The sequence below is a fragment of the Rhodobacter sp. Har01 genome (genome assembly GCF_020564565.1).
GTDB lineage: Bacteria > Pseudomonadota > Alphaproteobacteria > Rhodobacterales > Rhodobacteraceae > Pseudogemmobacter.
The window spans coordinates 412,483-435,049 of the sequence record NZ_JAJCTD010000002.1 but is presented as its reverse complement, the minus strand read 5'-3'; the positions used below and the strand labels follow the sequence as shown (position 1 = coordinate 435,049).

Below are 22,567 nucleotides of genomic sequence, written 5' to 3'. Positions count from 1 at the left end.
CCGCCCTCACCGCCTTCCATAGAAGAGCCAAGAAGGACCGCATCGGCCCCGTCTCACGCGACTGTCGCGATGTAAGGGGTAGGGCGGGCTTAGTCAACGTCGCGCGGGCCGCGTGGCCGATCAGGAGTGGGTGATATGACCAGAGGAATGCGCCTAGGGGTGGCCGTCGCGGCCCTGATGGCCTTGGGGGCCCCGGTCTGGGCCGAGGGCGAGACCGCCGAAACCGTGGTGGCCACGGTGAACGGCACCCAGATCACCCTGGGCCAGATGATCGCGCTGCGCGAAAGCCTGCCGGAACAATACCTGACCCTGCCGGATGACGTGCTGTTCAAGGGCATCCTGGACCAGCTGGTGCAGCAGGAAGTGATGAGTCAGTCGGTGACCGCCCTGACCGCGCGTGACGCGGCGAACATCGCCAACGACAAGCGCGGCTATCTGTCGGGCGTGGTGATCGACAAGGTGGCCAGCGGCGCAGTGACCGACGAAGCGCTGCAAAAGGCCTATGACGAGCGGTTCAAGGACACCGCGCCGCAGAAGGAATACCACGCGGCCCATATTCTGGTCGAAGCCGAGGAACTGGCCAATGAGCTGAAGACCCAGCTTGAGGGCGGTGCCGATTTCGCCGAACTGGCCAAGACGAATTCGATCGACACCGGGTCAGGCGCATCGGGTGGCGATCTCGGCTGGTTCGGGCTGGGCATGATGGTCAAGCCGTTCGAGGATGCCGTGGTCGCGGCCGAGGTCGGCAAGCTTACCGGTCCGGTGCAGACCGATTTCGGCTGGCACCTGATCCTGGTGCAAGAGACCCGCATCGCCGAGAAGCCGACGCTGGACGACCTGCGCGAAGAGTTGGCGGCCGAGCTTGAGACGAAGGCGATCGAAGACCACATCAAGGTCCTGACCGAGGCCGCGAAGGTCGAGAAGCCGGGCGAGGCGATCGACCCGGCGGTGCTGAAGAACTCTGCGCTGATCGACTGATCCAAAGGGAGGCCGGGCATGGCGAAGACCGACTGGAAGGCCGAAGCGAAGGCGCTGAAGAAAAGGTTGAAAGCGCTGAAGGTGACGCTGTCGGCAGCGGCGGGCCCGGTGGCCGAGGCCGTGACCGAGGCGGTGGGTGACGTGGTGGCCGCCGCGAAGAAGGCGATGAAGCCCGTCTCGCCGCTGGCCCCGGAAGCTTTTCCCGACCTTCCCCTGATCGCCGGGGCCGAATTCGCCGCCATCAGTGCCGGGATCAAGTACCAGGGCCGCAAGGACGTGATGCTGGTCAGCCTGTCTCCCGGTACCGTGGTCGCGGGGGCCTTCACCCGATCGACCACCCGGTCGGGCTGTGTGCGCGATTGCCAGTCCAAGCTGACCTTGAAGGCCCCGCCGGGCACCGAGGCGGGCACCGGGGCGGCGATCGTGGTGAACTCGGGCAACTCGAACGCCTTCACCGGCAAGATCGGTGACGAGGCTGTGGCCGCCGTCACCGGGGGCGTGGCCGAGGCGCTGGGAATTCCCGCAGCGCGCGTGTTCTCGTCGTCCACCGGGGTGATCGGCGAGCCGCTGCCGCACGGCAAGATCACCTCCGTCCTGCCCGCTCTGGCTGCAGGGCTTTCTGAGGCCGGCATCCAGATGGCTGCCGAGGCGATCATGACGACCGACACCTTTCCGAAAGGAGCCGCCGCCACCCTGCAGGGCGACGGCGGGATGATCCGGATTGCCGGCATCGCCAAGGGATCGGGGATGATCGCCCCCGACATGGCGACGATGCTGGTCTACATCTTCACCGATGCGAAGATCGGGCAGGCCAGCCTGCAGAAGATGATCGACCGCAACCTCGGGGCGACGTTCAACTCGATCACCGTGGACAGCGACACCTCGACCTCGGACACGCTGCTGGTGGCCGCAACCGGCCGCTCGCCCGCGGCCGAGGTCAAGGGCACCGTCGCCAAGGCGTTCGAGACCGCGCTGGCTGGCGTGATGCGCGACCTGGCGCTGCAAGTGGTGCGCGACGGTGAAGGCGCGACCAAGCTGGTCGAGGTCCGCGTCACCGGCGCCGCCAGCGACGAGGATGCCGCGAAAGTGGCGTTCAGCATCGCCAACTCGCCGCTGGTCAAGACGGCGGTGGCCGGCGAAGACCCGAACTGGGGCCGCATCGTCGCCGCCATCGGCAAGTCGGGCGCCCTGGCCGACCGCGACAAGCTGACCATCCGCTTCGGCGACATCCTGGTCGCGGAAAACGGCTGGCGCGCGGAAAGCTACGCCGAAGAGGCCGGCGCGGCCTACATGCAGCAGGCCGAGCTTGTGATCGCGGTGGACCTGGGGCTTGGCAAGGGCCGCCGCACGGTCTGGACCTGCGACCTGACGGCCCGCTATGTGGAAATCAACGCGGACTATCGGTCTTGAGGACTTTGCTGGTGTCGGCCGTCGCGCTGATCGACGCCGACGGCCGGGTGCTGCTGGCCCAGCGACCGGAAGGCAAGTCCCTGGCGGGCCTGTGGGAATTTCCCGGCGGCAAGGTCGAGCCTGGCGAAACGCCGGAAGCCTGCCTGATTCGCGAGTTGAAGGAAGAGTTGGGCATCGACACCTGGCGGTCCTGCCTGGCGCCGTTGAGCTTTGCCAGCCACAGCTACGACGATTTCCATCTGCTGATGCCGCTGTTCGCCTGCCGCCGGTGGGAAGGCATCCCGCATGCCCGCGAAGGCCAGACGCTGGCCTGGGTGGCGCCGGCAAAGCTGCGCGACTATCCGATGCCGCCGGCCGATCTGCCGCTGATCCCCATCCTGCGCGACTGGCTTTAGCGACGCCATGCCACAGCCGCGGCCGTGCCCGGCTTTGGCATTTTGTTTTCCGTTTTCTCGCGAAAGGCGATAAACACGCCTCTGGCATCGATCTTGGGGGAGAATCGCTTGCTTCGCACCATCGCCATCGGCAGCTGCATTTCCGTTCAGGGCCTGTTCGTGGGCCTGACCGCAGACGGCAAGACCATTGTCCGCGTCGACGAAAAGAATTTCGTCGGCACGCCGGTCAGTGGCAGGCCGCACCTGTCCTGAAAACCAGGCCGCACCGAATGCAAAAGGCCGGGCACATGGCCCGGCCCTTGCGGCGTTTGTAAAGGATCAGGCCAGCGAGCGCTGGACTTCCTCGCGTTCGAAAATCTCGATCACGTCGCCGGCGCGGATGTCTTCGTAACGCTCGAAGGCCATGCCGCATTCCTGGCCGGAATGCACTTCCTTGACCTCGTCCTTGAAGCGCTTGAGCGTCTTGAGCGTGCCTTCGTGGATGACCACGTTGTCGCGCAGAAGCCGCACGCCTGCCGAGCGCCGCGCCACCCCTTCGGTGACCAGACAGCCCGCAACGTTGCCGGCACCGGTGATCTTGAAGACCTCCTGGATCTTCGCGTAGCCGATGAAGTTCTCGCGCACTTCGGCCTTGAGCAGGCCCGAGGCGGCTTTCTTGATGTCGTCGATCAGGTCGTAGATGATCGAATAGTAGCGGATCTCGACGCCTTTCTGCTGGGCGGCCGACCGCGCGGTGGCATTGGCCCGAACGTTGAAGCCGATGATCGGCGCGCCCGAAGCCTCGGCCAGACCGACATCGCTGTCGGTGATCGCGCCGACGCCATGGTGCAGCACGCGCACGCGCACCTCGTCGTTTCCGACCTTTTCCAGGGCCTGCACGATGGCTTCGGATGAACCCTGCACGTCGGCCTTGACCAGAATCGGCAGTTCGGACACGTCCTGGTCGGCCTTGGCCTTGGCCATCAGCTGTTCCAGCGTCGCCGCCGCACCGGCCGCCGCGCGCTTGTCCTTGGCGGCTTTCTCGCGGTAGTCCGCGATCTCGCGCGCCTGGGCTTCGGTGTCGACCACGTTCAGCACGTCGCCGGCTTCGGGCGTGCCGTTCAGGCCCAGAACCTCGACCGGGACGGAGGGGCCGGCCTCGGTGACGGTCTCGCCCTTGTCGTTGACCAGCGCGCGGACCTTGCCCCACTTCTCGCCCACGACGAAGATGTCGCCTTTCCGCAGGGTGCCGTTGTGCACCAGGACGGTTGCCACCGGGCCACGGCCGACGTCAAGCTTGGCTTCGATCACGGCGCCCGCGGCGGCCCGGTTCGGGTTCGCCTTCAGCTCCAGGATTTCGGCCTGCAGCGCGATGGCCTCAAGCAGATCGTCCAGGCCCTTGCCGGTCAGCGCCGAAACCTCGACATCCTGCACCTCGCCCGACATGGCTTCGACCACCACCTCGTGCTGCAGCAGGTCGGTCCGCACCTTCTGCGGGTTGGCCGAGGGCTTGTCGCACTTGTTGATCGCCACGATCATCGGCACTTTGGCGGCCTTGGCGTGGTTGATCGCCTCAACCGTCTGCGGCATCACGGCGTCGTCCGCCGCAACCACCAGCACGACGATGTCGGTGACCTGTGCTCCGCGGGCGCGCATGCTGGTAAAGGCAGCGTGGCCGGGGGTGTCAAGGAAGGTGATCAGCGCGCCATTGGCGGTGCGCACCTGATAGGCGCCGATGTGCTGGGTGATGCCCCCGGCTTCGCCCGAGACCACGTTGGTCTTGCGGATCGCATCCAGAAGGCTGGTCTTGCCGTGGTCGACGTGGCCCATGATGGTCACGATCGGCGGGCGGGATTCCAGGTTCTCAGCGGTGTCCTCGACGGTGTCGATGACCTGTTCCACGTCGGCGTCCGAAACCCGCACGGCGCGGTGGCCGAACTCCTCGATCACCAGCTCGGCGGTGTCGGCGTCGATGGGCTGGTTCATGGTGACCATCATGCCCATCTTCATCAGCGCCTTGACCACGTCGGCGGCGCGTTCCGCCATCCGGTTCGCCAGTTCGCTGACCACAATGGTTTCCGGCAGCTGCACGTCGCGCACCTGCTTTTCGGCCTTCATGCCCAGACCCAGCGCCTTGGCGCGGGCCTTTTCCTGCTTGCGCTTGATCGCGGCCAGGCTGCGCTGGCGGCCGCTTTCGTCGCTGATCGCGTCGGACAGCGTCAGCTTGCCCGACTTGCGGCCCTCGTCGCCACGCTTGGCGCCGCGGTCGGTGGCGCGGTCGTCGCGCTCACGGTCGGTCTTGCGCGGCGAAAGGCCGGGCTTGGCGCCGCGGTCTTCTTCCCCGGCAGCCGGAGCGGCACCGGGTTTCGGCCGCGCCTGCCCGGTCGAACGGTCGGTCGGCGTGGCTGCAACGGCTGCAGGCTCTTCCGGCTTGGACGCCTGGCGGCGCGTGGTTCCCAGAACATCGGCCTTTCGGGCGGCCGCCTTGGCGGTTGCCTCGACCTCGGCCTCGCGGCGAACGCGCTCCTCTTCCTCGGCCTTGGCGCGCAGGGCGGCCTCGCGCTGACGCTCTTCGCGCTCTTTCGTCTCGATCTCTTCGCGGCGGCGCTGGCGGTCTTCCTCGCGCGCCTTCTCGTCGGCGGCCCGCTTGGCGTTGTCTTCCTGCTCGCGCGCCTTGGCGCTGCGCAGGGCGTCAAGACGCCGCTGCATCTCGGCTTCGGAAATCCCGGCAGGACGCTTTGACGGATCGCCAAGGTGCGTCGCGGCCGGAGCCCCGCCGCCTGCGGACCCCGAAACGCCCGGTTTCGCCGGGGTGGCCACCACCACGCGCTTGCGCTTGGTCTCGACGACCACCGCATGTGTGCGGCCATGGGAGAAGCTTTGCTTCACCTGACCGGAACGGGGGGCGCCACCCAAGCCCAGGGGTTTCTTGCCGTCAGTATCGCTCATGCGTCCTTCGTATCCTTCCCGGCGGTCTTTCCGCCGTCCTGCCTGCCCGCTTCATCCCGAAGCCCGGCAAGCCTTGCCGCTTCCTCTACAACACGAGTTGTGAGTCCACCAGCCGCAAGCGCGGCGTGTATGGCACGTTCGCGGCCGAAAGCCAAACCGATTTCCCCTGCCGAAAGGCAAGAAATCAGGCTGTTTTCGCCGTTGGGCGCCCTGAGTTTCGTCTTGCCGCGTTCCGAGCCGTCTTCCGCCTGAATCAGCACCGTCGCGCGACCCGTCACCAACCAGTCTTTCACCTTCTCGTAGCCCATCACCGCAGCGCCCGCCTTGCGCGCCAGCGAGAGAAGATCGACCACCCGCCGCAGCACCAGCGACTCGACCAGATCGGCCAGATCGGCGGGCGCCTTGACCGGCGCCTTGGCGGCCCGCGAAAACAACCCCTTCGCTGCCGCCTTCGCGATCATCGCCCGGTCGGCCGAGACATAGATGCCCCGCCCCGGCAGCCGCCCCGTCAGATCGGGAACCACGGTCGCATCAGGCCCCACGACGAACCGGATGAGCCCCGCCTTCGGGCCCACCGCGCCGGAGACGATGCACTTGCGCTCCGGTTCGTCCTGGTCTTTTTCCCGGCCGCCGCGTGTCATGGGCGGGTTCCCCAGGGCCTGAGATCAGGCCCCGGCCTCCTCTTCCTCTTCGGCCGGCGTTTCTTCGGTGGCGCCGCCCATCTCGGTCGGGTCGACCCAACCCAACATGACCCGCGCGGTCATCACCAGGTGCTGAGCCTCTTCCAGGCTCATGTCGAACTTTTCAAGCAGGCCGTCGTCCTTCTTGCGCTGACCGTTCTCGGTGGTCCAGCCGCCCGCAAGTTCCCAGTCGGCGCAGGTGGCAAAGTCCTCCAGCGTCTTGATGCCGTCCTTGCCCAGCGCCTCAAGCATTTGCGGAGTCAGGCCCTCAAAGCCGATCAGGCTGTCGTCCACACCCAGCGCGCGGGCATTGTCCAGCGCCTTCTTGGCCTGCTCTTCCAGATAGTCGCGGGCGCGGGCCTGAAGCTCGGCCGCGGTGCCTTCGTCGAAGCCGTCGATCGACAGGAGCTCGTCCTGATCGACGTAGGCGACTTCTTCCAGGTTGGTGAAGCCTTCCGAGACCAGCAGCTGGGCCATCATCTCGTCGACGTCCAGCGTGTCCATGAACAGCTTGGTGCGTTCGGCGAATTCGGCCTGGCGGCGCTGGCTTTCCTCGGCCTCGGTCAGGATGTCGATGTCCAGGCCGGTCAGCTGGCTGGCCAGCCGCACGTTCTGCCCGCGGCGGCCGATGGCAAGCGAAAGCTGCTCATCCGGCACCACCACCTCGATCTTGCCGGCGTCCTCGTCCACCACGACCTTGGAGACCTGCGCCGGTTGCAGCGCGTTGACCAGGAAGGTCGCCTGGTCCTGGTTCCACGGGATGATGTCGATCTTTTCGCCCTGAAGCTCGTTCACCACGGCCTGCACGCGGCTGCCGCGCATGCCGACGCAGGCGCCAACCGGGTCGATGCCGTTGTCGTAGGAGATCACGGCGATCTTGGCGCGGCTGCCCGGGTCGCGGGCGACGGCCTTGATCTCGATGATCCCATCATAGATTTCCGGCACCTCCATCTTGAACAGTTCGGCCATGAACTGCGGGTCGGTGCGGCTCAGGAACACCTGCGGCCCGCGCACTTCGCGGCGCACGTCCTTGATGAAGCAGCGGATGCGGTCGCCGATGCGATAGGCCTCGCGGCCGATCTTCTCGTTGCGGCGCAGGATGCCTTCGCCGCGGCCGATGTCGACGATGACGTTGCCGTATTCCTCGCGCTTGACCACGCCGTTGATGATGCTGCCCTTGCGGTCGCGGAATTCCTCGAACTGGCGGTCACGCTCGGCCTCGCGCACCTTCTGCAGGATCACCTGCTTGGCCGATTGCGCGGCGATGCGGCCCAGGTCCACGGGGGGCACCTCATCGACGATCTCGTCACCGATCTGCGGATCGGCCAGGAAGGACTTGGCCTGCTTGACCGTCAGCTGCGCGTGGTGATTCTCCAGCGCCTCGTCTTCCACCACCGTGCGCACGCGGGTAAAGGCGGCGCGGCCGGTCTTGCGGTCAATCTTGACGCGGATGTCCATCTCGGCGCCGTAACGCGACTTGGCGGCCCGGGCGAGGCTGTCCTCCATCGCCTGGATCACCAGATCCGGGTCGATCATCTTTTCGCGCGCCACGGCCTCGGCCGTTTGCAGAAGTTCCAGCTGGTTGGCCGACGTAATCGCCATGGGACATCCCCCCTAGTGTTTCGTCTCGGGGGCGGCGTCTTCCTCGTCCCCGTCGATTTCTTCAATCTCGTCAAAGCCGCCGTCTTCGGGCAGCTGCACTTTCCTTTGCCGCAGCATCTCGGCGATCAGCTCTTCGGTCAGGATCAGCTTGGCGTCCGACAGCCAGTCGAATTTCAGGCCGATGGTCACGTCCTTGCCCTGATCCTCGATCTCGATCAGCACCTCGTCGCCCTCGACCCCCATCAGCCCGCCCTTGAAGCGGCGGCGGCCGTCAATCAGCTCGGTGGTCTCGATGCGGGCCTCCCAGCCCTTCCAGGTCTCGAAATCCTTGAGCCGGGTCAGCGGCCGGTCGATGCCGGGGCTGGAGACCTCGAGCACGTAGTTTTCCTCGATCGGGTCTTCGACGTCCAGCACGGCCGAGACGGCGGTCGAGATCGCGCCGCAGTCTTCGACGCCAATGCCGCCATCGGCCTTGTCGGCCATGATCTGCAAGGTGCGCGTCACCTTGCCCAGCCCGCCCATCAGGCGCAGCCGGATCAGTTCGAACCCCAGCCCCTCGATCACCGGGCCGACGATGTCGGCCAGCCGGCGGTCGATGGAGGTCTTGGCGATGAGGTCGGTCATGCGAACCCTGAGAAAAACAAAAAGGCGGACCCAGCGGCCCGCCTGTGGCTTTCGGTAGCTTCGGGTTTGGACCCCGAAACCGCTGTTGAAGGGCATATACGCGCGCGCCCCGGAGTCTGCAAGGGGTTTGACCCTAGAGCTTGCGGAACACCATCACCAACCCGCGGTCGTCCCGGTGCGGATGGTCGACGCCTTCATAGATGGGAATGTCGCGCCAGGCGACCGGGGTGATCCGGCCCAGCGCCACCATGCGGGCCAGGGCCGAACCGAAGCCCGCACCGTCCAGAACCGGGCCGATGGTGCCGCAGGCGAACACGCCGCCGGGCCGCGTGATGCGAAGCAGCTCGGGGAAACACACGGGGCCGACGTGGCCGTGGGTGAAGGTGCCGCAGGAGACGATGCCACCATAGCTGGCGTCCGCGATGTCCAGGGCCTTGGTCAGGTCACCTTGCATCAGGTTGCGGTACAGACCCTTGTGCCGCGCCACCTCAAGCATCTCGGGCGTGATGTCCAGCGCATCGACGGTCCGTCCTTGCAGGCTTTCCGCCACCAGGCCGGTGCCGGCACCGATGTCCAGGATTTCGGCCTGCGGGTCGATCTCCGACTTCAGGATCGCGGCAATTTCGCGCGGGGCGATGTAGCCCCAGCCGCGGCCAAAGCTCTCGTCATAGGTTTCGGCCCAGGCGCCGTACATCTGCCGCGCCTCTTCGGGACCGTTGATTTCGTAGGCCTGGTCCAGATCGTAGCCGTCCAACGACATGGCGTCCCTCCAAGGTTCGGTGCCCCGGCATGAATCCAGAGCCGGATGACACGGCGATGACGAACATGTTTCGCGAAAATGACGGGCCGGCGCCGGGATGGCCCGCTTTGCGCCCGTGTTTCCGCGGCATGGTGCAACCGACAGCGCCCCTGCACGTTGCCCTTTCCGGTGGGCCTGCCATACTTGGCCCAGGCATCTTGGGGGCTTGGTTGGTTCGCACGGCAATCCATCGTGGCAGGGTTCGGGGGGTTGCCCTCGCGCTGATCCTGGCCGCAGCTGCCCCGGCGATGGCGCTGGACCGGCTTGACTTTGCTGTCACCTCGGGCGGCGAGTCGGTGAAGAAGGCGGCGCGCGGTGCCTCCCTGCTGCTGGCACAGCAGGCCGACGGGGCGACCGATGCGCAGGACCTGTTCGCCGCCGCCCGCGCCGACTATGCCCGCATCCTGGGCGCGCTTTACGCCGAGGGGCATTATTCTGCCGTCATCCACATCCGGATCGACGGGCGCGAGGCCGCCGGGATCGCGCCGCTGGACGCGCCCGACCGGATCGGCACCATCGAGGTGCGCATCGACCCTGGTCCGCGGTTTGCCTTCGGGCAGACACGGATCGCCCCGCTGGCGCGGAAAACCGAATTGCCCGAGGCCTTTGCCCCCGGCCAGCCGGCCCGCGCCGGCGTGGTGGAAGAGGCGGTCGGCGCCGCCATCCTGGGCTGGCGCGAACAGGGCCATGCCCGCGCCCGCACCAGCCGCGACACGATCCTGGCCGACCACGCCGCGGCCACGCTCTCGACCGACATTGCGCTGGACCCCGGCCCCGAACTGCGCTTCGGCCCGACCCTGGTGACCGGGGCCAAGCGGATGAGCGTCGCCCGCATCGTCAAGATCGCCGGCCTGCGCCCGGGCGAACGCTTCAGCCAGACCGAGCTGGACCGCGCCAAGGCCCGCCTGCGCCGGTCCGGCGTCTTCGCTTCGGTCACCCTCAGCGAGGGCGAGACGCTGACCGCCGAGGGCCTGCTGCCCATCCTGGTGACGGTCGCCGAAGCCAAGACACGGCGCTATTCCTTCGGCGCCGAGATCGCCAGCCTGGATGGCTTGTCGCTGTCAGGCTACTGGCTTCACCGCAACCTGTTCGGCGAAGGCGAGCGGCTCAAGATCGACGGCGCGATCACCAACATCGGCGCCGGCACCAGCGGTCTGGACTATTCCCTGGGCTTCACCCTCGACCGGCCGGCAACCTTTTCGCCCGACACGACGGCCAGCCTTTCGGCCGGCATCGGCCATCAGGACGAGGTGGACTATGCCGCCGACACGGCGCAAATCGGCCTGTCGCTGCGGCACTACTTCTCGGACAGTCTGACCATCCGCGCCGGAATTGCCTACGAATACACCGAAGGCTCCGACCCCGGCGGCGACTTCCGCTTCCGCAACCTTTCGCTGCCGATCGGCGCCACCTGGGACCGACGGGACAATGCCGCCGATGCCCGCAGCGGGTTCTACATCGACGCCGAGGCCAAACCGTTCCTGGGCTTCGGCACCACCGGCTCTGGTGTGCGGTTGACGTTCGATGCCCGAGGCTACCGCAGCTTTGGCGCCAGAGACGGCGCCACATTGGCGCTGCGCTTTCAAGGCGGGGCGATCACCGGCAGCAGCCTGCTGGATACCCCGCGGGACGAGCTGTTCTTCTCGGGCGGCGGCGGCACGGTCCGGGGGCATCCCTACCGCAGCCTGGGCATCTCGGTCACTCGCGGGTTCGGGCCGGCCTTCCTGATCGGCGGCACCCACATGCTGGCTGGCTCGGCCGAACTGCGCACCCGGGTCACCGACCGGCTGGGCGTCGTCGGCTTCTTCGACATCGGCCGGGTCGGTGTCGACGGGTTCTTCGATTCCCTGGGCGACTGGCATTCCGGGGCCGGTCTTGGCCTGCGCTACGAGACCGGCTTCGGTCCGATCCGGTTCGACGTGGCCGCTCCGGTGCAGGGCAGCACCGGCGACGGGGTGCAAATCTACATCGGCCTGGGGCAAAGCTTCTGATGCGCGCCGCCGTCCTTGCCCTTTGCCTGTGCACCGCGGCCGGCGCCGCCGCAGCCCAGACCGACGACCGCGACACCCTGACCGCCTGGCTTGAGGATTCGCTGTCCGATGCCGGCCGGCAAGTCATCGTCACCGGCTTTCAAGGCGCACTTTCATCGCGCGCCACGGCCGAGCGGATCGAGATCGGCGATGCCAAGGGCATCTGGATCACCCTTGAGGGCGTCACGCTGGACTGGAGCCGCTCATCGCTGCTGTCCGGTGAGGTGGTGGTCAACGAACTGGTCGCGGACCGCATCGCACTGGCACGGTGGCCTGAAGCTGACACCGGCACCTTGCCCGACCCCGAGGCACCGGGCTTCAGCCTGCCGGACCTGCCGGTTTCGGTCGAGATCGGGCAGATCGCGGCCCAGGACATCGTGCTGGGCGCGGCCGTCCTGGGCCAGCCGGTGCGCGGCCGCATCTCTGCATCGCTGACGCTGGCCGATGGCGCGGGTGAGGCAAAGGCGGACCTGCACCGCACCGACGACGGCCCCGAGGGCAAGATCGTGCTGGCGGCCAGCTATGCCAATGCCACCGGACAACTGCAGCTGACGCTAGACGCGCGCGAGGACGCCGGCGGAATTGCATCCGGCCTTCTGGGCCTGCCCGGCCAGCCCGCCGTCGCGCTGACAGTTTCGGGCAGCGGCACGCTGGACCAGTTCACCGCCGATGTCCGGCTGGAAAGCGACGGCGTCGAGCGCCTGTCCGGCCCGATCACCCTGCAGCTGGACGCAGCCGGCGCGCGCGCCTTTTCGGCCCGGCTGTCCGGCAACCCGGCGCCGCTGTTCCTGCCCGATTACGCCGGCTTCCTGGGCGACCGCGTGGCACTGGAGGTGACCGGGCGCCGCTTCCCCTCGGGCCAGCTGAAGCTTGAGCGTTTTCATCTTTCCGCCCAGGCGCTGGAGCTAGACGGCAGCGCCACCATTGCCGGCGATGGCCTGCCCGAAGCCTTCGACCTGACCGCCCGTGTCGGACTTGCGGACGGTGCATCCGTGGCCCTGCCGCTGCCGGGCGAGGGAGTCACCCAGGTCCGCCGCGCCGATCTGGCCTTGCGCTTCGATGCCGCAACCGACAGCGGATGGTCCGGCCTGGCCACGGTCGAAGGGCTGTCGCGCCCCGATCTTACGGTGGACCGGGCCGAACTGCGCGGCGCCGGCCGGATCGAGCGAACGGCCAAGGGCAATGCGGTGGGCGGCACGCTGGACTTTGCCTTGACCGGGGCCTTGCCGCGCGACCCCGACCTTGCCCGCGCCCTGGGCACCGACGCGACCGGCATCGCCGAGTTCAGCTGGCACGAGGGCGACGACGCCCTGGCCCTGCCGCAGGTGGTGCTGTCGGGCGAGGGTTATGACCTGACAGCTGCGCTGTCGATCGAGGGCCTGTCCGACGCCCTGCGCATGACCGGCCGGGTCCAGGCCGAGATGACCGACTTTGCGCGTTTGTCCGGGGTGCTTGGGCGGCCGCTGGGCGGGTCCGGCACGGTGCGGCTTGAGGGCAGCGCCAGCATCCTGAGCGGGGCCTTCGATCTGGTGCTGACCGCGCTGGCCCAGGGGCTCGCCCTGGGGCAGCCGCAGGCCGATCGGCTGCTGGCCGGGCCGTCGCGCCTGACCGCGCAGGTTCTACGCGACGAAACCGGCACGCGGCTGCGCGCGTTGCAGCTCGACGCGGCCTCGCTGAGGCTGACAGCTGAAGGGCTGCTGTCAACCACCGGCAATGTCCTGACCGGTCAGGTCGAGATCGGCAGCCTGGCCGACGTGGTGCCCGGATTTGGCGGCAGCCTGTCGGCCGAGGCGCGGTTCGACGGTGATCTGGCGCGCGCCACGCTGTCGCTGGCCGGCACCGGGCGCGGCCTGCGCATCGGCCAGCCCGAGATCGACCGCGTTCTGGCCGGAGACACCCGCCTTACCGCCGCGCTTGCCCTGGTGGATGGCACGGCGCGGCTGGAGTCGCTGGATCTGGCCGGGCCGAACGCTTCGCTGACGGCCAAAGGCACCGGAGACGGGGCGCGGCTCAGCGTGGACGGACGGCTGCGCGACCTGCGGCTGATCGCCGAGGCGTTTTCCGGGCCAGTCACGGTGTCGGGCAGCGTCGAGCCAAGCGGCGCGGCGCAATCGGTGGACCTGCGGATCAGCGGCCCGGCCGGGATCAGCGCCCGGGTCACCGGCCTGGCGGGCACAACGGCCGATCTGGCCATTGCCGGCACCTCGGCCGCGGCGGTGGCCAACGGCTTCATCGTCCCGGTCACGCTGGACGGCGCGGTGGCCTATGACCTTCGGCTGGCCGGGCCTTGGCGACTGTCGTCGCTGACCGGCCGGGTGACCCTTGCCGGGGGCAAGGTGGCCGTCCCGGCGCGCGGACTGTCGCTGAACCGGGTGGCGCTGGCGGCCGACCTGGCGGGCGGGCGGGCCCGCATCTCTGCCACCGGAGAGGGTGCGCGCGGCGGCACGCTGCGGGTCGATGGGCCAATCGAGTTGACGCCCCCCTTCGCCGCCGATCTGGCACTGCGGCTGGACGCGATCAACCTGCGCGACCCCGAGCTTTACGAAACCACCGTCTCGGGCGCGCTGGCGCTGTCAGGGCCACTGCGGGGTGGCGCCCGGCTGTCCGGCGCGCTGGTGCTGGGCACAACCGAGTTGCGCATTCCCTCGACCGGCTTCGCCACCGCGGCCGAACTCGAGGCAATCAGCCATGTCAACGACACCGCCGACGTCCGTGCAACGCGCGCCCGTGCCGGGGTCGGCGGCGGCGCTTCGGCCGATGGCAGTTCGGCCGCGAGCGGCCTGCCGGACTGGGCCTTGGACATTGCACTGTCGGCACCCAGCCGGGTCTTCCTGCGCGGCCGCGGACTGGATGCCGAACTGGGCGGCAGCCTCCGCCTGGGCGGCAGTCTGCGCAGCATCGTGCCTGCGGGCGGGCTGGAACTGATCCGCGGCCGGCTTGACCTGCTGGGCAAACGGCTGGATCTGTCCGAGGCTTCCCTGGTGCTGGAAGGCGACATCGTTCCCTTCCTGCGCATCGCGGCCTCGAACCAGACCGAAGGGGTGACCAGCACGGTCACCATCGAAGGCCCGGCCGACGCGCCCGAGGTGCGCTTCACCTCGAACCCGGAACTGCCGCAGGAAGAGGTGCTGTCCTGGCTGCTGTTCGGTCGCGGCCTCGACACCCTCTCGGCGTTTCAGGCGGCGCAACTGGCCAATGCGGTGGCGGTGCTGGCCGGGCGCGGCGGCGAAGGCATCATCGGCGGGCTTCGCAAGGGCTTTGGCTTCGACGATCTGGACATCGCCACCGACGCCGATGGCGGGGTGGCGGTAAAGGCCGGCAAATACATCTCCGAGAAGGTCTATACCGAGATCGGGGTCGATCAGGACGGCAAGAGCCGCATCAACCTGAACCTCGACGTCCGGCCCGGCGTCACCGTCAAGGGCCGCATCGATTCGGATGGAGAAAGCGGGATCGGCGTGTTCCTGGAAAAGGACTACTGACGCCGATCCCGCCCCGCGATCGCCGGCCCCCTGTTCACGGAGGGTTCATGCTGATCTGCTCATCGTTGTCGCCGCAGGCGATGGCGCAGATGATCACCACGCCCAGCAGGATGGGCAGAAGACCAACGCTCGACGAGGATTTCTCCTGCACGACTTCGGGCTGGCCTTCTTCAACCACGACGACCGGGCCCCCGGCAAGCGCGGCGGAACCGGTCAGGGCAAGAATGGCAACCGCCGAAAGAACCTTCTTCATCGTTTCACTCCCTCGATTCTGCGCCTTTTGCGCACGCTCATGTGTCGCGCCGAAGATGGCATGACGCAAGCTTCAACCAACGGATGAATTGCAGAAAAGTACCGTCCCTTGGCTGAAAAGCCAGGCGCACCGATCAAGGCAGTCTTGCGAAACCACAGCGGCACGGCAAGATCGGGCGCTGTCCGATGCTGTTCAAGGCTGCAGCGTTTCGGGCTGGCTTGAACGCGCACAGCGCAAGTCGTGGCCGCGAGGGTCGCCCGCCGGTTCCGGCCAGTTGGAGAAACCCCATCAAGGTCAAAATGAATCGCACCCGCGCCATCGGCACGGGTGCGATCCAGATCGACCTCCGGTCAATAGCTGACCGGAGCAAATTCAATCAATTGCCGGCAGAGCCGCCGTCACTCGGGAACGGTTTCCGGGGCGGGCTCGTCATCATCGCCACCGCAGGCGATGGCGCAGAGGATCACGACACCCAGCAGGATCGGCAGGATGCCGACGCTGGAGGAGGATTTCTCCTGCACCACTTCGGGCTGGCCCTCTTCGACAATGACGACCGGACCGCCGGCCATGGCGGCCGAGGCGGTCAGCGACAGCGCGGCAAGAGCAGAGGCAATTTTCTTCATTTGATGTCTCCAGTTTCCGTTAAGTGATTGGTGACCCTTGGGGTCCTTGCTTCTATGACTGGCCGGACCCTATGTCGTCGGAACCGGACCGCCATTCCTTGATGAGGCAGCTGCCCGCCTCAGATCACGCAGGCGGCTCGTCGTCGTCGCCACCGCAGGCGACAGCGCACAGGATCACGACGCCCAACAGCAGCGGCACAAGGCCGACACTGGAGGACGACTTTTCCTGCACCACTTCGGGCTGGCCTTCTTCGACCACGACCACCGGACCGCCGGCAAATGCCACCGAGGTCGAAAACGACAGGGCACAAAGCAACACGACGAACTTGTTCATGGAGAGTTCTCCTCGCCTTTTGCCAAGGTATACCATTGGCTTTGCCCGGAAAGAAGCCGCTTCGCCGGTGAACTCTGCGCCCTGTGCCCAATAGCACACAGTGTTGTGGCATTCGAATCTCGGAATATGTCAGTCCTTGACCGCCTCGAACTCGGCATAGCCGGCGCCAGGGCTGGCCCATTGCCGCGATTTGCGGACGATGGGTCCCTCCAGCCAGTAGTCCGACGTCAGCTTTCCGGCGTCGCGCTGACAGGTTTCGCGCAGGTGCAGGGCGCGACGGGGCTGGCCGGCGATCTTCAGGTCTTCCGGACCAAGGGATTCGGTGGTGCAGACATAGACACGTTGTTCGAAGTCGCCGTCCGGGCCGGTCACATACCACGCCCGGCGATATACCGTGCCGGTCTTTGCCAGCTGCGCCGGGTCTGGCGCCGCCGCCGACATCAGGTCCGATCCAAGCCCCCGGGTCTCGATCAAAAGGCCGTTGCGGAAGGTGAAGGTGGTGCCGCCCGAGGTCGTCCAGGTGGTGACCGCACCATTGCTTTCGCGCGGAGTTAGCCAGGTGTCGATCCCGCGCGCGGCGATCCGGACCTGCATCAGCGGCGTATCCGAGGCGGCGATCTCGGCCTCGGACAGCGTCTTCGGCCCGGCTGCGGCCGGCGCCCTGGCCTTGCGCCCACCGACCATCTGCTGCGCGGTCGCCATGACCTTGGCGACCGGACCCTTGCCGGCGCCGCCCGATCCGGCGCCGCAGCCGGCCAGGGTCACCGCCAGCACTGCCGCAAGGCCGCAAGGGGCAAGCCGCTTCACCGCCAGAACGTGCCCCATTGATCGTCCAGTTCGTTGCCGTGGAACGTGCGGATGTTGTCATACAGCCGTCCGGACACATCCAGCCGCGCCCCGCCGTCACCTGAGTTCGGTCGGAAGGTGCGGCTGAACTCGCCGGACTTGTCCTTGCCCAGCAGCCAGTCAAGCGGCATGGTGATGCGCACGCCCTTGTCGAACGAGCCTTCGCCGAATTCCGCCGCGGTTGCATCGGTGACGGTCGCGAAGGCGCCGAAACGCCAGCCATTGGCAAATTCCCGGTCCAGCGAGAGGGTCGCCCCGACATCGCCGGCCAGATAGCGGCCCACGTCCAGCTGGCCCAGGTAGCCGCGGCCGAAGTCGTAGTAAGCCGAGACGTGGCCGCTGGTCACAGAATAGTCGAACTCGGAAAAGCCGAAGCCGCCGTCGGTGTCGCGCTGACGGGTGTGGTTCACTTCGATGCCCAGCGCCAGCCGGCTGTCCACCGGTTTCCACAGCAGCTCGCCCGAGACCCCGGCGTGCATCCGTTCCAGGTAGCCCAGGCTCACCCGCGAATAGAGGTTCTCGCCCGGCCGGGCGTACCAGGCCAGCTGCAGCGTCTCAAGCCCCGGGTCGCCATTGCGGGAATAGTCGATGCTTCGGCTGCGCACCGGCGGCAGCAGCGAAGGGTCCGCCGGGCTGGATCCCAGGTTGTCGGCCAGGGGTTTGTAGACCGACCCGCTCAGCACAAGGCCGGGCCGAAACTCATAGCTGGCGCGAAGCCGCAGGCCGACGTCGCCCTTGAGGTTGCTGGTCAGGCGCAGCGCCGGCCGAAGACCCCAGGAGAACTTCGGGAAGCGGTCCTCGGGGTAGACCAGGCCCGGCGGCACCGGGCCGGCGTCGGAAATCGCGATGCGGTCGCGCATCGCGGCATGGTTGCCGGCGACGTGCTCCAGTGCCTCCAGATCGGCCCGGCGAACGGTGATCTTCGACGTGCCCATGCCATGACTGACCGGCACGATCTCGAACACCTCCACCGAGGCCGGCATCACATGGCTCATCGCCCGCGCCACCCGGCCCACCACCTGCGACTCCGAATCCATCCGGTTCGAGCGGATTCGCAACTGCGCCTTTCCGGCGGTGTAGGCCAGGCCCTCGACCGCGATGCCATCGACGGCCAGCCGCTTGGCCAGGTTGGCCTGCAGGATGCCGGCCGCATCGGGCTGGGTAACCCAGCCGCTGTCATAGGCCTCAGGGTCGGCCGCGCGCGTCGGGCGTTGGCCCACGGCCACCGGGGCACCGCCGGTTGCGCCGCCATGCAGCGCCGTCTTCGGGTCCAGCACCAACTGGAACCGCAGCCCGATCTCCGAGCCGTACAGCGAATAGACCCCGGCCTTGAAGAACCGGCCGCGGCTGTATTCGACGCCAAAGTTCAGCGGGCTCTTGTGCTCGAACACGCCGCGGGTGCCGGCGATCTCGTCATAGCCGTCCGAGGAATACTCGGCCTTCACCGTCCAGGCGTCGTTGATCTTCCATTCCACCCCGGCAAAGGCGGCGGCGGGACCCCGGAACCAGTTGTCGGGCTCCGGCTGGCCGCCCAGGCCGAAATCGGTGACCGGGCGGCCACCGAACGGCGTGCCGATGTCACCATAGGACCCCAGCCGGCCCCAGCCCAGGCCGGCGGTGACCTTCAGCCGGTCGCCAAAGGTCTTGGTGGCCGCCAGGTATTCGGCGGCGTCGTTGCCGGTGTTGAAGATGTCCTGCAGGCCCAGCGTCACCGCGGGCAGGTTGGCGGTCTCTTCCAGCAGGGTGAAGCGCAAGTCGAAGCTCTTGCCGTCGTAGGAATTCTCGTCGGCCGGGAACAAGGCGTTCCAGTTGCCCACCGTTTCGAAGCGATAGGTGGCGGCGATGCGGGGAGAGAGCTGGAAGGTCAGCGCACCGCGGCGCATATCGCCGAAAAAGGCGGCGGTCACCGAAAATGTGCCATCGGGCTGGCTTTCGCCCGAGGGCATGTCGATCACGCCGGGCACGCCGCGGAAGCTGAGCGTCGGCTTCATCTCGGCCAGGGCGGGCGCCGAAAGGTCGCAGGACAGCGCCGAAATCCACGCCGCCGTCGCCAAGAGGCGCTGTCTTCGTCCTGCCACGTTCCGCCCTCCGTTTCAGCCTCTATGGACGGGCGGTGCAATCCGGGCAAGACCCGTCGCTCGGCAGATCGAATTCCGAGTGCGACTATGACCGGCTGGCCGCAGTGCCCCGTCCCCCGGCGGCATCATGGCCATGGACCAGCGCAAGCGCAAGCCGGCGCGCGGCGTCGGCCTTTCCGGCCGCGGCGCAGCGATGAAGCTCTTGCAGGGCCGCCGCAACTTCCAGCGCGGAAGGAACGGATTCGCGGGCCCGCAGAATGCGGGCATGCGGTGTCGGCAAGAGACGGTCGCCGATCAGCAGTTCTTCGTGCAGCTTCTCGCCCGGGCGCAGGCCGGTGACGCGAATCTCGATGTCGCCGCCCGGGTTCTGGCCATCGCGGACGCTGTAGCCGGCGGCATGGATCAGCTGTTCGGCCAGATGCCGGATGCGCACCGGCGCGCCCATGTCCAGCACGAAGACATCGGCGGCCGCGGCACCCTCGCCCTCCAGGGCGCCGGCCAAGAGAACCAGGCGCGACGCCTCTTCGAGCGTCATGAAGTATCGCGTGACCGCCTCGTCGGTCAGCGTCACCGGGCCGCCGCGGGCGATCTGTTCCTTGAACAGCGGGATCACCGATCCGGAAGAGCCAAGCACATTGCCGAACCGGACGATGGCGAAGCGCGTCGCCGGCGCGCGGCGGGCCAGGTCCTGCACCACCATTTCGGCCAGCCGCTTCGAGGCCCCCATGACATTGGCCGGTCGCACCGCCTTGTCGCTGGAAACCAGGATGAACCGTTCAACCCCGGCCTGGCGGCTGGCCTCGGCCAGGATGCGGGTGCCGATGACATTGTTTTCAAGGCCCGCCAGCGGGTTCGCCTCGACCAGGGGAACATGCTTGTAGGCTGCGGCATGGACCACGATCTCGACGCCATGGTCTTGCAAGGCCCGCTGCACAGCACCGGCATCGGCGACATTGCCAAGGACGGCGACGATCTCGGTCCAGCCCTCGGTGTTCAGGTCGCCCAACTCGCGATCGATCTGGTACAGCGCAGCCTCGGACAGCTCGAACAGCACCAGCTTGCGCGGCCGGCAGGCCAGGAGCTGCCGGCACAGTTCCGACCCGATCGACCCACCCGCGCCACTGACCAGGATCGTCCGCCAGCCGTAGGTGTCCGAGCAATCCGGCAGCCCCTCGCCCCGGGATTCGCGGCCGAGGAACTGGTTCGGCGGCAGCGCGGTCAGCGTGTCCATCATCCGTTCGGTTCCCACCAGCTGGGCGAACGAGGGCAGCGCCTGCACCTCAAGCCCAAGGTGCCGCAGCCGATGGCCCAGTTGCGCCTTCTTCGGGGCCGAGACCGAAGGCATGGCCAGGATCACCCTTGTGATGTCGTGGCTGCGCACCGCCTGGACAAGACGCTCGGGCGGGTGGATCGGCAGCCCGCCCAGCCGTTGCCCGGCCAGCGCCGGATCGTCATCGATAAAGCCGTAGACGGCAATTCTGGCATGCGACCGCAGGGCCGAGGCGAGTTGCAGCCCGGTCGACCCAGCGCCGTAGATCAGCACCCGGGTCAGCGGCCGCCCGGTCCGCAGTGCCCAGCGCAGCAGCCCCAGCAGGGCCAGCCGGGCACCCAGCGCGCCCAGATGCAGCAAGAGCGCGAACACCAGCAGGCCCACCAGCGGGAAATCCAGCCCGATCCCCCGGACCATCAGCGCCAGGGCCAGCGTGACAATGGCGGCCAGCGGCAGAAGCCCGGTCATGCCGTGGCTTTCATAGGTTTGCAGCTTCTGCCGCGGCAGGCCCAGCAGCAGCGAGAACCCGGCCGAGACCAGGGCGATCAGGACAAACAGGTCAACCTGGTTCAAGAGCCCGGGCAGCGGCCAGACCGAGCCCTGCACCGCCGCCCAGGCCAGGTACAGCGCGACCGGAGCCATCACGACGTCGATCGCCCAGAGCACCAGTTGCTTGGACCGGCGGGTCATCCGGCGAAACAGGTCGAAAAGCACTGTCCTTGGCCCGGTCATGGCTGGCGAACCCCTGCGGGCCTGCGCAACCCGCCTGCGCCGAAATACGCGGAGAATGGTTAGGAACAGGATAACCGCGTCGGCCCCAACCGAGGCATGGCGCTGATACAGCAGGTCCAGCCGCGCCTTGCGCGGAATGCATCGGCGGGCATAGACGGCATCGGTCTCTTCGGCGCTGCGGCAGGGGGAAAGCAGGCGTTCTTCGTGCCGGTGAAAGACCAGAGTCGCCAGGCCAGTCAGACCGGGTCGGCTGCGCAGGACGGCGGCGTACAGCGCGGGAAACCGCTCGACATAGGTCCGCAATGGCGGGCGGGGGCCGACAAAGCTCATGTCGCCGCGCAGGATGTTCCAAAGCTGCGGGATCTCGTCCAGCCGGGTGCGGCGCAGGAACCGTCCCTCAGGCGTGACTCGCGCCGCCTTGTCGCCGCCGGAAACCCCCGATTCGCCGCAGCCGGCCGGGGCCATGGTGCGGAATTTCCACAGCCGGAACGGGTGTCCGGGGGCGGCCATCCGTTCCGAGACGTAGAACACCGGGCCGCCGCGAACTGCCAGCCAAAGCGCGATCCCCAGCGCCGGCAGCGCCAGCAGCGCCGCGAGGATCAGGGCGAAAACAATGTCGAACAGGCGCTTGGCCGGCGTCACGCGGACACCTCCTGCAGCCCTGCCAATTCGGCGGTCAGGGCGCAAGGCGTGGCCCGCGGCAGCGGAAGAAGCGCGCCAAGGCGGCGGGTGTCCAGCGCATGCCGCGGCACCACACCCGGGTTGGGCGGGCCATAGGCCCAGGGCCGGCGGGCGGCACAAAGCAGCGCCTCCATCGGCAGCGGCGGGCTTTGCGCCAGGTTCAGCACCGGAGGCAGCGCGCCGCTGCAGGCCAGCGGCACCAGCCGCGCCAGCGCCAGGGCCAGCGTCTGCGGCCCGATCCAGGACCGCACCGGCCCGCCTGGCCGACCGGGCACCGGGTCCAGCAGGATGGGGCCGGGGCGCGGCGCAAACAGCGCATCGGCGCCAAGGACATTGCCAATCCGCAGGGCCGTCACCGGACGCCCGCCCACCAGGGCCAGCGCCGCGCCTTCGGCGGCCAGTTTCGCCCAGCCATAGTCGGACCGCGGGTCGGGGGCGCTGTCTTCGGTGCAATCCTGCGGACCCGCGGCATAGACGGCCGCGGTCGAGGCGAGCAGCACCGCCGAGGCCCGTGCCGCCTGCGCCGCCGCCATCAGGGGCGGGATCATGCGATGGTTCGCCTCAAGCGCCTTGGCGGGGCCGCGCAACACACCGGCCAGGTGCAGGATCACCGCACCCTGCGGCAAGGCCGGGGCGGGGCCAGACAGGATGTCCCACTGCAGATCTCGACCCGGCCCTCGCGACGACCACAGCACCGGCAAGCCCGGCAGGCTGGACTGCCAACTGCGACGCAGAAGGTCCGCCACCCGGCCGTCTGCGCCGGTGACCACGATTGTCCGTTGCGTCTGTGCCGCCATGGCCGGACCCCCTTTGCCGCCGCCC

The 22,567-nt window shown here is 67.9% G+C and carries 18 protein-coding genes; 6 read left to right on the top strand and 12 right to left on the bottom strand.

The window, feature by feature from the left end; all coding sequences use genetic code 11:
• Nucleotides 1-126 precede the first annotated feature (126 nt).
• The 4 genes from LHP98_RS07890 (at nucleotide 127) to LHP98_RS07875 (ending at nucleotide 3,035) form a co-directional block, all read left to right on the top strand.
• Nucleotides 127-978 (top strand): peptidylprolyl isomerase, encoded by an 852-nt coding sequence (locus tag LHP98_RS07890; RefSeq protein ID WP_227251965.1) that lies wholly within the window; start codon nucleotides 127-129, stop codon nucleotides 976-978.
• A gap of 165 nt (nucleotides 979-1,143) precedes the next feature.
• Nucleotides 1,144-2,388, top strand: a complete 1,245-nt coding sequence (argJ, locus tag LHP98_RS07885) for a bifunctional glutamate N-acetyltransferase/amino-acid acetyltransferase ArgJ (RefSeq protein WP_413687623.1) — start codon at nucleotides 1,144-1,146, stop codon at nucleotides 2,386-2,388.
• Nucleotides 2,385-2,783: an 8-oxo-dGTP diphosphatase MutT gene (gene mutT, locus LHP98_RS07880; RefSeq protein ID WP_227251963.1), complete on the top strand. Its 399-nt coding sequence runs from the start codon at nucleotides 2,385-2,387 to the stop codon at nucleotides 2,781-2,783. Before argJ ends, mutT begins: the two co-directional genes overlap by 4 nt.
• Before the next feature lie 108 nt (nucleotides 2,784-2,891).
• Nucleotides 2,892-3,035 carry a hypothetical protein gene (locus LHP98_RS07875; protein ID WP_227251962.1) on the top strand — a complete coding sequence of 48 codons (144 nt, stop codon included), beginning with the start codon at nucleotides 2,892-2,894 and terminating at the stop codon, nucleotides 3,033-3,035.
• A gap of 66 nt (nucleotides 3,036-3,101) precedes the next feature.
• Here the strand turns inward: LHP98_RS07875 and infB are convergent, their stop codons facing one another.
• From infB to LHP98_RS07850, 5 genes are all read right to left on the bottom strand, one after another.
• Nucleotides 3,102-5,711 (bottom strand): translation initiation factor IF-2, encoded by a 2,610-nt coding sequence (gene infB / locus LHP98_RS07870; RefSeq protein ID WP_227251961.1) that lies wholly within the window; start codon nucleotides 5,709-5,711, stop codon nucleotides 3,102-3,104.
• Nucleotides 5,708-6,352: an RNA-binding protein gene (locus LHP98_RS07865; protein WP_227251960.1), complete on the bottom strand. Its 645-nt coding sequence runs from the start codon at nucleotides 6,350-6,352 to the stop codon at nucleotides 5,708-5,710. The genes infB and LHP98_RS07865 overlap by 4 nt, the downstream gene beginning before the upstream one ends.
• Nucleotides 6,353-6,376: 24 nt before the next feature.
• A complete protein-coding gene (gene nusA, locus LHP98_RS07860) occupies nucleotides 6,377-7,993 on the bottom strand; it encodes a transcription termination factor NusA (RefSeq protein WP_227251959.1) in 1,617 nt (538 codons plus the stop codon).
• Nucleotides 7,994-8,005: 12 nt separating this feature from the next.
• Nucleotides 8,006-8,617, bottom strand: coding sequence for a ribosome maturation factor RimP (rimP, locus tag LHP98_RS07855; RefSeq protein ID WP_227251958.1), 612 nt, complete (start codon nucleotides 8,615-8,617; stop codon nucleotides 8,006-8,008).
• A gap of 133 nt (nucleotides 8,618-8,750) precedes the next feature.
• Nucleotides 8,751-9,377 (bottom strand): class I SAM-dependent DNA methyltransferase, encoded by a 627-nt coding sequence (locus LHP98_RS07850; RefSeq protein WP_227251957.1) that lies wholly within the window; start codon nucleotides 9,375-9,377, stop codon nucleotides 8,751-8,753.
• A 209-nt stretch (nucleotides 9,378-9,586) separates the two neighbouring features.
• Between LHP98_RS07850 and LHP98_RS07845 the strand changes: the two genes are divergently transcribed.
• Entirely contained in the window at nucleotides 9,587-11,407 is a 1,821-nt protein-coding gene (locus LHP98_RS07845; RefSeq protein ID WP_227251956.1) for an autotransporter assembly complex protein TamA, read from the top strand.
• A complete protein-coding gene (locus LHP98_RS07840; protein WP_227251955.1) occupies nucleotides 11,407-14,928 on the top strand; it encodes a translocation/assembly module TamB domain-containing protein in 3,522 nt (1,173 codons plus the stop codon). Before LHP98_RS07845 ends, LHP98_RS07840 begins: the two co-directional genes overlap by 1 nt.
• A 34-nt stretch (nucleotides 14,929-14,962) precedes the next feature.
• Here the strand turns inward: LHP98_RS07840 and LHP98_RS07835 are convergent, their stop codons facing one another.
• From LHP98_RS07835 to LHP98_RS07800, 7 genes are all read right to left on the bottom strand, one after another.
• On the bottom strand, nucleotides 14,963-15,181 hold the full coding sequence (locus LHP98_RS07835; protein WP_227251954.1) for a hypothetical protein: 219 nt from the start codon (nucleotides 15,179-15,181) through the stop codon (nucleotides 14,963-14,965).
• 398 nt (nucleotides 15,182-15,579) lie between these two features.
• Complete coding sequence (locus tag LHP98_RS07830) at nucleotides 15,580-15,804, bottom strand: hypothetical protein (RefSeq protein WP_227251953.1); 225 nt, start codon at nucleotides 15,802-15,804, stop codon at nucleotides 15,580-15,582.
• Between the two features lie 124 nt (nucleotides 15,805-15,928).
• Nucleotides 15,929-16,138 (bottom strand): hypothetical protein, encoded by a 210-nt coding sequence (locus LHP98_RS07825; RefSeq protein ID WP_227251952.1) that lies wholly within the window; start codon nucleotides 16,136-16,138, stop codon nucleotides 15,929-15,931.
• A 129-nt stretch (nucleotides 16,139-16,267) separates the two neighbouring features.
• Nucleotides 16,268-16,963, bottom strand: coding sequence for a YjbF family lipoprotein (locus tag LHP98_RS07820; protein ID WP_227251951.1), 696 nt, complete (start codon nucleotides 16,961-16,963; stop codon nucleotides 16,268-16,270).
• Nucleotides 16,942-19,062 carry a YjbH domain-containing protein gene (locus LHP98_RS07815; RefSeq protein WP_227251950.1) on the bottom strand — a complete coding sequence of 707 codons (2,121 nt, stop codon included), beginning with the start codon at nucleotides 19,060-19,062 and terminating at the stop codon, nucleotides 16,942-16,944. Before LHP98_RS07815 ends, LHP98_RS07820 begins: the two co-directional genes overlap by 22 nt.
• Nucleotides 19,063-19,147: 85 nt before the next feature.
• Nucleotides 19,148-21,706, bottom strand: a complete 2,559-nt coding sequence (locus LHP98_RS19690; protein ID WP_413687592.1) for a polysaccharide biosynthesis protein — start codon at nucleotides 21,704-21,706, stop codon at nucleotides 19,148-19,150.
• Nucleotides 21,703-22,542, bottom strand: coding sequence for an NAD-dependent epimerase/dehydratase family protein (locus tag LHP98_RS07800; RefSeq protein WP_227251949.1), 840 nt, complete (start codon nucleotides 22,540-22,542; stop codon nucleotides 21,703-21,705). The genes LHP98_RS19690 and LHP98_RS07800 overlap by 4 nt, the downstream gene beginning before the upstream one ends.
• Nucleotides 22,543-22,567: the final 25 nt, after the last annotated feature.

What these genes read in the sequence shown, in the direction of transcription:
- LHP98_RS07800 (WP_227251949.1), bottom strand. Translation starts at nt 22,542, where the DNA reads ATGGCGGCACAGACGCAACGGACAATCGTGGTCACCGGCGCAGACGGC.
- argJ (WP_413687623.1), top strand. Translation starts at nt 1,144, where the DNA reads ATGAAGCCCGTCTCGCCGCTGGCCCCGGAAGCTTTTCCCGACCTTCCC.
- rimP (WP_227251958.1), bottom strand. Translation starts at nt 8,617, where the DNA reads ATGACCGACCTCATCGCCAAGACCTCCATCGACCGCCGGCTGGCCGAC.
- nusA (WP_227251959.1), bottom strand. Translation starts at nt 7,993, where the DNA reads ATGGCGATTACGTCGGCCAACCAGCTGGAACTTCTGCAAACGGCCGAG.
- LHP98_RS07825 (WP_227251952.1), bottom strand. Translation starts at nt 16,138, where the DNA reads ATGAACAAGTTCGTCGTGTTGCTTTGTGCCCTGTCGTTTTCGACCTCG.
- LHP98_RS07820 (WP_227251951.1), bottom strand. Translation starts at nt 16,963, where the DNA reads ATGGGGCACGTTCTGGCGGTGAAGCGGCTTGCCCCTTGCGGCCTTGCG.
- LHP98_RS07840 (WP_227251955.1), top strand. Translation starts at nt 11,407, where the DNA reads ATGCGCGCCGCCGTCCTTGCCCTTTGCCTGTGCACCGCGGCCGGCGCC.
- LHP98_RS07835 (WP_227251954.1), bottom strand. Translation starts at nt 15,181, where the DNA reads ATGAAGAAGGTTCTTTCGGCGGTTGCCATTCTTGCCCTGACCGGTTCC.
- LHP98_RS07830 (WP_227251953.1), bottom strand. Translation starts at nt 15,804, where the DNA reads ATGAAGAAAATTGCCTCTGCTCTTGCCGCGCTGTCGCTGACCGCCTCG.
- LHP98_RS07865 (WP_227251960.1), bottom strand. Translation starts at nt 6,352, where the DNA reads ATGACACGCGGCGGCCGGGAAAAAGACCAGGACGAACCGGAGCGCAAG.
- infB (WP_227251961.1), bottom strand. Translation starts at nt 5,711, where the DNA reads ATGAGCGATACTGACGGCAAGAAACCCCTGGGCTTGGGTGGCGCCCCC.
- LHP98_RS07850 (WP_227251957.1), bottom strand. Translation starts at nt 9,377, where the DNA reads ATGTCGTTGGACGGCTACGATCTGGACCAGGCCTACGAAATCAACGGT.